Below are 11,321 nucleotides of genomic sequence, written 5' to 3'. Positions count from 1 at the left end.
ACAAGCCGAGGGCGCAGCCTAACTCCGGGACAGTGTCGGTCAAAAACTATACCAAAGATTGCCCCGCTCCAACGCCTGTCTTTGATTGACGCGCAATACCTATCCCTGCCGTGCCTTGTCCGTTTCCCGCAGCTCGGTTTTCAGGATCTTGCCGTAATTGCTCTTCGGCAGCGCATCGACGAAGACGTATTCCTTGGGGCGTTTGAACCGGGCGATATTATCCAGGCACAGCTTGTCCAAATCGGCGGGACCGACACCCTCCCCGACGACATAGGCCACGACCACTTCGCCCCAATCGGCGTCGGGGCGCCCGATGACGGAGACTTCCTGAACCCGGTCGTCGGTGAGCAGCACTTCCTCTATCTCACGCGGATAGATGTTCGACCCGCCGGAGATGATCATGTCCTTTGAACGATCCTTCAGCGTGATGAAACCGTCCGCGTCGATTTCCCCCACATCGCCGGTATAGAGCCAGCCATGCTTCAGCGCCTTGGCCGTCGCTTCCGGATTGTTCCAATAGCCCTTGAAAACGGCGTCACCGCGAATCACCACTTCGCCGATTTCATTCGGGCCCAGCAGAGTGCCGTCGTCATCGGCGATCGTGCATTCAACCGTGGAATTGGCAATACCGATGGAGCCGAGGCGGTGCCGCCAATCCGGATGGTTCCGGTCTGCGATCTGCGCTTTCGACAGAATAGTGCCGGTCATCGGGCTTTCCCCCTGACCGAAAAGTTGCGCGAAACGGTTGCCGAACCGGTCGATGGCACGAATCGCATCGTCTACATACATCGGCGCGCCGCCATAGGTGATGGTCCGAATGCCACTCGGGTCGATATCGCCCGGATGACCGGTCAACCGTGTCACCATGGTCGGCGCCGCGAACATGGAAACCGCGCCCCAATGGTTCGCCAATTCGCCGATTTCCGCCGGGTCGAAGCCACCGGATTCGGGGATGACATTGACACCGGCCTTGCACAGATGCGGCACCATATACATGCCCGACCCATGACTGAGCGGGGCGGCATGCAGGCATTGCTCACCGGGATGGATCGGCTCGATATCGGACAGATAGCCGAAGGTCATCGCCGCAATGTTCCGGTGGCTGATCTGCGCGCCCTTGGGACGCCCCGTGGTGCCGCTTGTGTAGAACAGCCACGCCATATCATCGGGATGGGCATCCTGCAGGTCCAGCGTCACATCGCCGAACAGCGCTTCGTGTTCCGCCGTACGCACCTCGAAAACACGTTCGACGCAGGCCGGCTTGAATTGCTCGATCGTTTCGGTCAGGTCGGGCGTGGTGAAGACCACGCGGCAGCCGGAGTTCTCCAGGATGTATTTGAACTCGTTCCCATGCAGCTTGGCATTGACCGGTACGGCGGAAATGTTCGCCCACCACAAGCCCCAGAGGATTTCCATATAGTCGGGCGTGTTCTTCATCGCCAGTGCCACCCGGTCCCCCGGTTTCAGACCAAGGTCCTGGCGCAAAGTCGCGGCGAGGCGCGCGGCCCGGTTCGCCAGCGTGCGGTAGTCCTGATAGGGGGTGGTGCCAAACCCGACCGCGCAAATTTCGGGAAAACTACGCGCCGCGCGCGCCAACCAAGTCGCGAGATTCATCTTATCCGTTTCCTACAGCCATCCGTCCCAGCAACGCTCTACTGCCCACTTGTGTAACCAAGCGTGATACCGCCATCGACAACCATTTCCAGCCCGGTGACGTATTTCGATTCATCCGAGGCCAGAAACAGCGCGGCATAGGCGACATCCCAGGCATCCCCCATATGGCCCATGGGGCATTGCGCGTCGCGCGCCGCCCAGGTCGCTTCCACATCGCCTTCACCGTATTGAGACACCAGTCCCGTGGCCGCGGCGACCATCGGCGTCTTCATCAGGCCGGGCAAGACAGCGTTCACACGCACATGGTCTTTCGCGTATTGCCGGGCAGTCGTCCGCGTCAGATGGTTCATCGCTGCCTTGGTCGAGTAATATGTGCAATAGGGCACGCCGGTATAGGCGATCCCGGCGATGGAAGAGATATTGATGATCGACCCGCCGCCCTGATCGGCCATGATGGGAATCACATGTTTCATCGATAGAAACGCGGATTTCAAATTTACCGCATGGACGAAGTCCCACTGCTCTTCGGTCGTCTCGACGACGCCGCCGGTCTCAGCAATCCCAACATTATTGTCCAGAATATCGATCCGACCCCAGGCCTTCATGGTAGCATCCACCATGGCCTTGATGTCGTCATGGGAAGTGACATCGGCCGGAAACGTCCTGGCCTCGCCGCCTTCGGCTTCGATGACAGCGGCCGTTTCCGCCGCCGCGTCGCCATTTCGGTCCACGCACATCACCTTGGCCCCTTCGCGGGCGAAGAGCACCGCCGTCGCCTTGCCGTTCCCCCAACCCGGGCCCGAAGATCCCGCCCCGACAATAAGGGCGACCTTTCCCGCCAAGCGATCCGCCATGCCTAAATCCTCCTCGAAATTTATTACTTGTTGGCGAAAGATTGGCATGCGGTTCAGTCAGCGACAACGCCGCGAACGGCAACACTGCTTGTTTCGATGTGCGGCCAAATGGGGCAACTTGGCATCCGCCGGCCCCCGGGCCTAGAGTCGGAATGCTCCGCCGTACTGCATTTCGAGGTTTTCCGTGAACAGGCCCGCCCCAAAGAACAATGAGGATGCCGTCGCCGTGCGGCGCGCCGAACCGCGGGACACCCAAGCGCTGGCCGATATGGCGAATGCCTTGAACCTGGCGCACGGCAAACCGGCCACCCTCTATACCGCGGAGTTGATCCATGACGAGGCCTTTTCCGAAGACCGTATATGCCATTTCCTGATTGCCGAGCATACCGGCCGTCCGGCCGGCTATGCGCTGTATCATTGGATGTTCAATTCCGATCTTGCCCGGCGCGGCATCTGGTTGACCGACCTGTTCGTCATGCCGGACAAGCGCCGCTTCGGTGTCGGGCGCAAACTTTTCAGCGCCGTTGCCGCCGAAACAGTCAACTCCGGCCTGCCATCTTTGTGGTGGGGCGTGATGAGCGACAATTTGCCCGCACGGGCCTTTTTTACCGCGCTTGGCGCCAGGGACGAGGAGGCCCGCATCCTGGAACTTGACGGGCTGGCCTTGCAGGCGCTTGCCTCAGAAGCCACATGGTAGGCTCTGGAAAAGAAAGATACAGATGACCGAGCCTTCGTCCCCCAACACGCCGCCGCCGCAAGGGGGTAATCCGCGCGCTGAACCGCCGATTTTCAATCTTCCCCCAATCGTGACTTGGGTCGTCGCGGCCAATGTATTGGTCCATGTCGGCCGCATGTTCCTGTCCTATCCCGCCCAGGAATGGTTGTTTAGAACCTTCGCCTACATGCCGGCGCGGTACACGGGCGAAGGCGCTTTGGCGGCGGACCCGGTCGCGGCGATCATATCGCCCATCGGCTACACGCTTCTGCACGCTGACTTCATGCATCTGTTCATGAACATGTCCTTCTTCATGGCATTTGGAAGCGTCGTGGCGCGCCGCATGGGGGAATTGAAGTTCCTGCTGCTCTATGCGCTGACGGCGATTGCGGGCGTTTTGACCTTGCAGGTCCTCAATTCGGAATCGACCGCAATCGTGATCGGCGCGTCCGGCGCCGTTTCCGGCATGGTCGGCGCGGTCGCGGCAGTCGCCTTGAAGCCGCGTCCGGACAGGTTGCCGCCGCCCCGCCCCTTCAACGACCCGCGCAACGCCGCAGTCTTCATCATGGTATGGATTGGCCTAACCGTGGTGGTTGGCGTGCTACCGGGCGCCTTGTTCGGCGTCGAAGGCCGCATTGCCTGGGAATCGCATCTCGGCGGCTTCATCCTGGGCTTTATCCTGATGCCCATGCTGGAGAAACGGCTTCCAACCCGTTAACCTTCCTGCCTGCGACGGGCCGGGGAACTGGCACGGCCGGGGGTTTGCCCTTATATCCTTGTCAGCCGGTCGGCGTTTCGGGCCGGTTCATTCTTTAAGCCATTCGAACGGTGATGATCCATGCAAGCAATTGAAGCCATCCTTTCCCGCCAATCTGCACGCGCCGTGACGCTGAAGGAACCTGTGCCCGAGGGCCAGGACCTGGCGGAAATACTGCAAGCCGGGATGACCGCGCCGGACCATGGCGCATTGCGGCCCTGGCGCTTCAAAATCATCGAAGGGGATGCGCGGCAACGCCTTGGCGACGTCTTCGCCGAGGCCCTGATCCTGCGTGAACCGAATTCCGACAAGGCCGCCCTGGAGTCTATCCGTTCCAAACCGCTTCGCTCGCCGCTGATCGTCGCGGTCTGTGCCGAAATCACCGAGGACCATCCCAAGGTGCCGCCGGTCGAGCAGGTGGTCGCCGCCGCCTGCGCCGCGCAGAACGTCATTACCGCCGCCCATGCCAAGGGCTACGGGGCCATCATGCTCAGCGGTTGGCCGGCGTATGACGAACATGTGAAAAGTTCGCTCGGCCTTAGCCGCAAGGACGCCATCGTGACCTTCATCTATATGGGCACACCGGACGGGACAGGCCCGGTCAAGGACCGCCCCAGCCATGAGGCCTTCACATCCGTATGGACCGGCTGAAAGGTCAGTCAGCCTAACTAGGACGCCGCTTTCTTTCGCAGCGCTTCCAGGCAAATCCAGTCATGGGCGATGGTCGCCGCGGCGATAGACGTGATTTCCGCGTGATCGTAAGGCGGCGCAACCTCGACGATGTCCATCCCCGTCCAATCAATTGAACCCAGGCCGCGGACGATCTCCAGCGCCTGCGCGCTGCTGAGGCCGCCGGCCACCGGCGTGCCTGTGCCGGGCGCGGAGGCCGGATCGAGACAGTCGATGTCAAAGGTCAGGTAAGCCTTCCCGGACCCGACGATTTCCAGCGTCCGTTCGATCACCGCTTCCGGCCCGTTGTTGTGTACGAAAGGCGCATCCAGGATGGTGATGCCCCGGTCGTCATCGGTGATCGTGCGAATGCCGATTTGAACCGACCGCGCCGGGTCGACCAAACCTTTCGCTACCGCACGGGTGAACATCGTGCCATGGTTCAATTCGCTGCCGTCGTCGTCCCACGTATCGGGATGCGCGTCGAAATGGACCAGGCCGATCGGACCGTGTTTCTCAACAATCGCTTCCAGAATGGGCAGGGTGATGAAGTGATCGCCGCCGATGGAAAGCGGCTTCGCGCCGCCGTCCATGATCTCACGGATGTGGGCGGTGATGATCGCCGGCATTTTTTCCGGATATCCGACTTCAAGAAAGCAGTCGCCATAGTCGACCACGGCAAGATGGTCGAAGGGGTCGAAATTGAACGGAAAAGCCAACAGTTCAGACAATTGGACGCTGCCGGCGCGCACCCCGCGCGGGCCAAGGCGTGTGCCCGGCCGATAGGTTGTCGCTAGGTCGAACGGAATACCCGTTACCGCGACATCAATCCCCTCAAGCTCGCGTGTATAGGGACGGCGCAAGAAGGACAGCGTGCCGGAATAGGTGGATTCCCGCCAACGGCCATAGGGGTCCGTCTTTCGAAAACCCTGGTCGCCCTTTTGCTCACTTGATCCCGTCATATCCCATCCCTCGTAAAAATGCGTCGCCGCGAAATCGAAAGGCCGCCAAACCTAGTCGGCCGCCGGCGACAGCTTTCAACCATGTATCCCGACGGTCAACTGCCAATTGGAAAACAGCGTGGAACTGTTATCCTCGGAGAAAATCAAAAGCAAAAGCGGGAGTGAACGATTATGCGAGTGGGTGTTCCGAAAGAGATAAAAATTCACGAATACAGGGTCGGCCTTGTGCCTTCCAGCGTCCGTGAACTGGTTCATCACGGGCACGAAGTATTTGTCGAAACAGAGGCCGGCGCCGGCATCGGCGTATGGGACCAAGACTATGAAAGGGCCGGCGCGACAATCCTGCCGGACGCGCCCCAGGTCTTCGAAAAGGCGGATATGATCGTCAAGGTCAAGGAGCCGCAGCCTTCCGAAATCAAGATGCTGCGCGACGGGCAGATACTTTTCACCTATCTGCACCTGGCGGCGGACGAAACGCAGACCAGGGGTTTGATGGACAGCGGCTGCATCGCCATCGCGTATGAAACCGTCACCGACGCTCGCGGTCGATTGCCCTTGCTGGCGCCGATGAGCGAAGTGGCAGGCCGGATGAGCGTGCAGGTCGGCGCCCACCATCTGGAAAAGGAACAGGGCGGACGCGGCGTGCTGCTGGGCGGTGTCGCGGGCGTGCCTGCGGCCGATGTCGTCGTCATCGGCGGCGGTGTTTCCGGCACCAACGCGGCGCGCATGGCCATGGGAATGGAGGCGCGCGTGACCGTCATCGACCGGTCGCTGGACCGGTTGATGGAATTGGATACGATCTTCGGGCCGACGCTGAACACTATTTATTCGACCGTCGATGCGATCGAACATCACGTGACCAACGCGGACCTCGTGATCGGCGCCGTTCTGGTGCCGGGCGCGGCCGCGCCGAAACTTGTGACGCAGGACATGGTGAAAGCGATGCGGCCGGGATCCGTCATGGTGGATATCGCCATCGACCAGGGCGGCTGTTTCGAAACCTCACGCCCGACCAGCCATTCGGACCCGACCTATGTCGTCGATGACGTGGTGCATTACTGTGTCACCAATATGCCGGGCGCGGTGGCGCGGACATCGACCTTCGCGCTCAACAACGCCACCCTACCCTTCGCCTTAAAATTGGCGAATGACGGATACCGGGCGGCGCTTGGCAAGGATGTGCATCTGCGTGCCGGACTGAACATCCACCAGGGACAGTGCACCTACCGGGCGGTCGCCGATGAATTCGGCATGGACTATCACGCCCCTGAAGAAGTGCTTGGCTTGTAGAGCAGCAGCATTAGGCGGCCATCAACGGCCAACAGGCCCGCGCCGATCATCCCGATGCCGATAAGGGCGTTCGGGGTGATCGCCTCGCCCAGGAAGGCCGATCCAAGGAAGAGTGCGCTCACCGGAATCAGCAAGGTCACCAATAACAGATTGGTGGCACCGGCCCGCGCCAGAATTCGGAAATAGAGCAGATAGGCGAAGGCAGTGCAGACGAGCGCGATTGCCGTGACTGCCGCCAAGGGAACAAGCCCCGGAAAAGGCCCGGCCTGGGGCTGTTCGACGATCATGGAGATCGGCACCATCAGGATCGTGCTGCCGGTCAACATGCCCGTGGCCGCGACCAAGGGCGACAATCCGCGCAACCGGCGGCCGAAGACGCCCGCCAGCGCATAGGAAAGCGCGCCGGCGAGGCCCGCACATTGGCCCAGCAAAGCCCCTTCGCGCCAATCGCCAAGCCCCGTGATGGCATTCGGCCCGATCAGAACGGCCACGCCGGCAACACCACAACACACACCGACCATACGCGGCACGGTCAATTTTTCGTCTTGCGTGAAGACATGCGCAACAAGAACGGCGAAAAGCGGGGTCGTGGCGTTCAGAATGGAAGCGACACCGCTATCGATCCGTGTCTGTCCCCAACTGATCAGACTGAAGGGGATTACGTTGTTCAGCGCCCCCATCGCCAGCAGGCCGAGCCAGATCCACCCGAAGCGGGGCAAGCTTTCACCCCGAATAGCAATGACGACCCAAAGGCCCACCGCCGCAATTCCGACGCGCCCGGTCACCAGGGTTAGTGGCCCCATGCCGGTGAGGATGATTTCGGTAAGGAAAAAAGAGCCACCCCAGACCAGGGATAAAAGGACAATCAACCCCCATACACCGGCTGACATTGGACGCGCACCCATGGAACCGTTCCTTGCTTGTTGTAAGAACAAGCAACTTTCATGGGCCGGTCCTGCCGCTCACGACACCCGGTACTTGCTATCCGGCGAAGAAGCGGTTTTCGGTCTTGAGATTTCGGTCACACCGTCAGCGCAACGGCCCATCAGCCTATTGACGCCAACGACGGTGGGATCAGGGCAGTAAATCCTTCATACGGTAGTAGATCATTGCCATCACCAGGGCCGGGGTGCGGAAACGGCCGCCGGGGAAGATCGGGTGCTTGAACTTGGCAACAGCGTCGAAATGTTCGGCTTGTCCACGGATCGCATCCGCCATCAAGCGCCCCGACATGCCGCTGAGCGCAAGCCCGTGCCCGGAAAAGCCCTGTGCGAAATAGGTCGACTGGCCCATCCGGCCCAAATGCGGCATCCGATCCACCGTGATGCCGATGTAACCGCCCCAGCAATAATCGAGTTTTGACTCTGATAGCTGCGGAAAAATCGCCGTCATGCGCGGCTTCATGAAGGAAAACAAATCGCCGGGCTGCACCGTGGAATAGCTCGCCCGCCCACCGAACAGCATTCGTTTGTCGCCGCTGAGGCGGAAATAATTCACGATGAAATTGCAATCCGCGATCGCGTCATCTTCCGGCAACACGTCCCGCGCCAGGTTGTCGCTCAAAGGTTCCGTCGCCAGGATATAGCTTTGTACCGGCATCAAGCGACGGAACAAATACGGCACCGTGCCCCCCAGATAAGCGTTCCCCGCCAATACCATGAATTTTGCGGAAACCGTGCCGTTCGCCGTATGCGCCTTCGGGCTGCCTTCGGTTTCGACAGATAAAACGGGCGAATTCTCGAATATCCGCGCCCCGGCCTCAACAGCCGCTTTGGCCAATCCCAGGCAATAATTCAGCGGATGCAGATGACCGGCCCGCTCTTCCCACAAACCACCGACATAGGCATCCGAACCGATCTTTTCCCGAATCCCGTCCTTGTCCAACAGGCGCACATCGTCATGCCCGAAACGGGTATATTCTTCCGCCATATGCTCCAGTTCATCGACCTGACGCTGCTTGATCGCAGCATGCATGTAGCCCCATTTGATATCGCAGTCGATCTTGTGGTCCGCCACCCGTTGCGCAACCAGTTTCACCGCGTCATCGGCCACGTTCCAGGCCTTCACGGCATCGTCGTTGCCGACCCGTTCTGCCATGCGTTCGAAGCTGCTGTTAAAGCCCGAACATATCTGCCCACCGTTCCGCCCGGACGCGCCATAGCCGACCACCTTGGCTTCCAGCACGGCAACCGAATAACCTGCCGTGGCCAGATCCAGCGCGGCAGACAGGCCGGTATATCCGGCGCCGACGACACAGACATCCACCGTCATGTCCCCCTGCAACGCAGGATGATCGGAATGGTCGTTGGCGCTGGCCCTGTAATAGGACAGAGGTTCATTCGTCGGATGCATGGGAATTCGTCCATCGATAAGTAATAGAACACATCCGTTCTAGCGCCCGCGGTGGGGGGGCCACAAGCCCTGTACGCGGGTAGGAATGTTGCGGAAATGCTAATCAAACCCGGCACGTCGGGCGCGGTGCATCCATCACGAATGAAGGCTCAGCGCATTCCACTGCGGCTGAAATGATCCGGCGGGGGCAGCATCAATGGGCTCGGCGCGGGCCTGACATCGCGAACAGGCGTCTCGGCCCGACGGCGCGCACCGTATCGTTGCTCGAACCGATACAGGTCCATCACCAGCCAAGCGAATTGAGGCAAGGCGAAGCTGAGCACGGCGAGCATGACCTTAGGCGCCCCGGCGGCCGCGTCACCCGCGGCAAAACCGACAGCGCCTATCAAGGCGCAGAACAGATAGGCGCCCACATGGCACCCTGCGATAAGGGATGGACCGCTGTCGGACCGCCAGAAGAAGACAAGCAGAACCCGGCTCAACACATAGGTCGGCACCAACGCGGCGAAGAAAAAGGCTACTCCCACAAGGGCAAACATGGCGTCCCCCTACTCTCTATCCTCCCGATCTTGATGCCGGGCTGATTATGTGTGGTACCGGGCTAGTTTAGTAAAAAATGATCCCGTGGCTATCTAAAACTTCAGCTTTCTCTAATTTTAATCCAATATCTTGTTCATACTATGGCAAAAAAGCCACAGATGGGGGCCGCGACGACTGCACAAAAAGCGTTTTGTTCAGGATTTTCAGCTATCGCGGGGTGCGCGGGACCTTCAGCCCTGCCCGGGCACGAAGTTCGGTCGATACAGGACAATCCCTTTTTGCTGGCCCTTGAAATACTCGATCTGCTCGTCGCTGAAACCGTCGCCATTGTAGTAGGGATCGTTGATGCTGACGGCAAATATCATGGCCCGGATCGTATCGTCACTAAGCGACGAAGCACTCCCCGCCGACGCACAAAGAAAGCCGACGATCGTATTCTGAAAACTGTTGGACAGCCCGGCGACCCGGCTTGCGATCATCACGCCGGCGCAATCGCGGCCCTTCGACGTAAACCGTGCATAGAAGGAACGGGGAAACCCTGTCTGCACAACCGATATGCCCGCTAGGTCAACGTCGCCCAACGCCCAGTCATAGAAAATTCCAAGGTCGCCTTGCAGACCAATGGCGGATTCGGGGACGGTCCAATACCAACCGGTAGGCAACATTCTGAGATGCAGGCTCATCAGATAAGAAGGCCCACGGAAGGTTAGGCGCTCAAAATATTTTTGGTTTCCCTTGGCGGTCAACCAAGCGACTTCCGCCTCGCTTCCCAGGGCATCGATCCGCTTGGCGTAGAAGTCATCAGCGACTTGCAGCCGCAGAAGGTCCTTCGGAACTTTGACCCATTCATCCCGCGGCGGACCGCCCGCCGTCGTTTGGCAGGCCGTAACCAGGGCAAGCATGAGCAATGCGCATCCCCATCGCCTGAAAGAAGCGCAAACGATAGCCTGACAAGAATGACCGGGAACGCAGCCGAGAAGAGAAAAATAGTACCCCATAAACGGTATCTTAGGGTGTGTTTATCAACCCGGTCAATCGCCGCCGGCACCCTTCTTCAGGTGCAACACCGCATTGCAGACCAAGTCCGACGCGCCGCTGAGGTTTTTCGCCTTGAAAGAAATCCGCGCCTGGCCACTGCCGGTCAAGACCCCCTTGGCCGGTCCGAGCAGTTCAAGCCCCTGCCCGTCCGTGAGGCGTACTTCGCCGATGAAGTTGCGGCCAATGAAAGCCCCTGCCAGATCGAACCGGTAGCCGTATTCATCCTCCAGCGTGGTTTTCACGCGACCAAACTGGAAATACAGATCCCTGAAGGGCGACCGGCGGGCACCGCAGAAGGAGGATTGCGCGGCGCCGCTCGTATCCTTGTCGGACCCGAAGAAACGCGCGATCCACAGCCCTTCTATCGGCGAATTCAGAACAGATTGCGCATAGGCAGGCCGCTGCACACCGACCATACAGGCCAAGGCCAGCAAAAGGACAATCATCGAAAATGATCTAACCATGCGTCACACCCGCCAAATTACCGTTTACGAACGCCCTAAAGCTACTCATCAGATGGAAATTCAGGC

The 11,321-nt window shown here is 59.8% G+C and carries 12 protein-coding genes; 4 read left to right on the top strand and 8 right to left on the bottom strand.

From position 1 onward, the window contains the following. Window positions 1-99: 99 nt before the first annotated feature. Together EOI86_RS05145 and EOI86_RS05140 are read right to left on the bottom strand one after the other, a co-directional pair. Complete coding sequence (locus EOI86_RS05145) at window positions 100-1,614, bottom strand: AMP-binding protein (protein ID WP_127764037.1); 1,515 nt, start codon at window positions 1,612-1,614, stop codon at window positions 100-102. 38 nt (window positions 1,615-1,652) lie between these two features. Continuing rightward, the gene (locus EOI86_RS05140; RefSeq protein WP_127764036.1) at window positions 1,653-2,468 is read right to left on the bottom strand and encodes an SDR family NAD(P)-dependent oxidoreductase; all 816 of its coding nucleotides are present in this window, start codon (window positions 2,466-2,468) and stop codon (window positions 1,653-1,655) included. 184 nt (window positions 2,469-2,652) lie between these two features. Here EOI86_RS05140 and EOI86_RS05135 point away from each other — a divergent pair, with 184 nt between their 5' ends. The 3 genes from EOI86_RS05135 to EOI86_RS05125 all read left to right on the top strand — a co-directional run bounded on the left by EOI86_RS05135 (window position 2,653) and on the right by EOI86_RS05125 (window position 4,591). Next, window positions 2,653-3,165 (top strand): GNAT family N-acetyltransferase, encoded by a 513-nt coding sequence (locus tag EOI86_RS05135; RefSeq protein WP_127764035.1) that lies wholly within the window; start codon window positions 2,653-2,655, stop codon window positions 3,163-3,165. Between the two features lie 22 nt (window positions 3,166-3,187). After that, entirely contained in the window at window positions 3,188-3,901 is a 714-nt protein-coding gene (locus tag EOI86_RS05130) for a rhomboid family intramembrane serine protease (protein WP_127764034.1), read from the top strand. A gap of 120 nt (window positions 3,902-4,021) precedes the next feature. Then, complete coding sequence (locus EOI86_RS05125) at window positions 4,022-4,591, top strand: nitroreductase family protein (RefSeq protein ID WP_127764033.1); 570 nt, start codon at window positions 4,022-4,024, stop codon at window positions 4,589-4,591. A 17-nt stretch (window positions 4,592-4,608) separates the two neighbouring features. Here EOI86_RS05125 and speB read toward each other — a convergent pair whose 3' ends face one another. Beyond that, entirely contained in the window at window positions 4,609-5,571 is a 963-nt protein-coding gene (gene speB / locus EOI86_RS05120) for an agmatinase (RefSeq protein ID WP_127764032.1), read from the bottom strand. Window positions 5,572-5,742: 171 nt separating this feature from the next. Here speB and ald point away from each other — a divergent pair, with 171 nt between their 5' ends. Then, the gene (ald, locus tag EOI86_RS05115) at window positions 5,743-6,861 is read left to right on the top strand and encodes an alanine dehydrogenase (RefSeq protein WP_127764031.1); all 1,119 of its coding nucleotides are present in this window, start codon (window positions 5,743-5,745) and stop codon (window positions 6,859-6,861) included. Here the strand turns inward: ald and EOI86_RS05110 are convergent. The 5 genes from EOI86_RS05110 to EOI86_RS05090 all read right to left on the bottom strand — a co-directional run bounded on the left by EOI86_RS05110 (window position 6,831) and on the right by EOI86_RS05090 (window position 11,255). Then, complete coding sequence (locus tag EOI86_RS05110; RefSeq protein WP_127764030.1) at window positions 6,831-7,766, bottom strand: DMT family transporter; 936 nt, start codon at window positions 7,764-7,766, stop codon at window positions 6,831-6,833. The genes ald and EOI86_RS05110 overlap by 31 nt on opposite strands. Window positions 7,767-7,935: 169 nt before the next feature. Further along, the gene (locus tag EOI86_RS05105; protein WP_127764029.1) at window positions 7,936-9,213 is read right to left on the bottom strand and encodes an NAD(P)/FAD-dependent oxidoreductase; all 1,278 of its coding nucleotides are present in this window, start codon (window positions 9,211-9,213) and stop codon (window positions 7,936-7,938) included. A 149-nt stretch (window positions 9,214-9,362) separates the two neighbouring features. Further along, a complete protein-coding gene (locus EOI86_RS05100) occupies window positions 9,363-9,752 on the bottom strand; it encodes a hypothetical protein (RefSeq protein ID WP_127764028.1) in 390 nt (129 codons plus the stop codon). Between the two features lie 231 nt (window positions 9,753-9,983). Beyond that, window positions 9,984-10,655 carry a hypothetical protein gene (locus EOI86_RS05095; protein WP_127764027.1) on the bottom strand — a complete coding sequence of 224 codons (672 nt, stop codon included), beginning with the start codon at window positions 10,653-10,655 and terminating at the stop codon, window positions 9,984-9,986. Between the two features lie 129 nt (window positions 10,656-10,784). Next, entirely contained in the window at window positions 10,785-11,255 is a 471-nt protein-coding gene (locus EOI86_RS05090) for a hypothetical protein (protein WP_127764026.1), read from the bottom strand. Between the last annotated feature and the right edge of the window lie 66 nt (window positions 11,256-11,321).

Origin of the sequence: Hwanghaeella grinnelliae (assembly GCF_004005845.1) — a bacterium.
GTDB lineage: Bacteria > Pseudomonadota > Alphaproteobacteria > UBA8366 > Aestuariispiraceae > Hwanghaeella > Hwanghaeella grinnelliae.
The sequence above is the reverse complement of the archived record's forward strand: the minus strand, read 5'-3'. Positions and strand labels throughout refer to the sequence as shown.

Coding starts and splice junctions, on each gene's coding strand:
- EOI86_RS05125 (WP_127764033.1), top strand. CDS start 4,022: ATGCAAGCAATTGAAGCCATCCTTTCCCGCCAATCTGCACGCGCCGTG.
- EOI86_RS05130 (WP_127764034.1), top strand. CDS start 3,188: ATGACCGAGCCTTCGTCCCCCAACACGCCGCCGCCGCAAGGGGGTAAT.
- EOI86_RS05145 (WP_127764037.1), bottom strand. CDS start 1,614: ATGAATCTCGCGACTTGGTTGGCGCGCGCGGCGCGTAGTTTTCCCGAA.
- EOI86_RS05100 (WP_127764028.1), bottom strand. CDS start 9,752: ATGTTTGCCCTTGTGGGAGTAGCCTTTTTCTTCGCCGCGTTGGTGCCG.
- ald (WP_127764031.1), top strand. CDS start 5,743: ATGCGAGTGGGTGTTCCGAAAGAGATAAAAATTCACGAATACAGGGTC.
- EOI86_RS05095 (WP_127764027.1), bottom strand. CDS start 10,655: ATGCTTGCCCTGGTTACGGCCTGCCAAACGACGGCGGGCGGTCCGCCG.
- EOI86_RS05090 (WP_127764026.1), bottom strand. CDS start 11,255: ATGGTTAGATCATTTTCGATGATTGTCCTTTTGCTGGCCTTGGCCTGT.
- speB (WP_127764032.1), bottom strand. CDS start 5,571: ATGACGGGATCAAGTGAGCAAAAGGGCGACCAGGGTTTTCGAAAGACG.
- EOI86_RS05140 (WP_127764036.1), bottom strand. CDS start 2,468: ATGGCGGATCGCTTGGCGGGAAAGGTCGCCCTTATTGTCGGGGCGGGA.
- EOI86_RS05105 (WP_127764029.1), bottom strand. CDS start 9,213: ATGCATCCGACGAATGAACCTCTGTCCTATTACAGGGCCAGCGCCAAC.
- EOI86_RS05110 (WP_127764030.1), bottom strand. CDS start 7,766: ATGGGTGCGCGTCCAATGTCAGCCGGTGTATGGGGGTTGATTGTCCTT.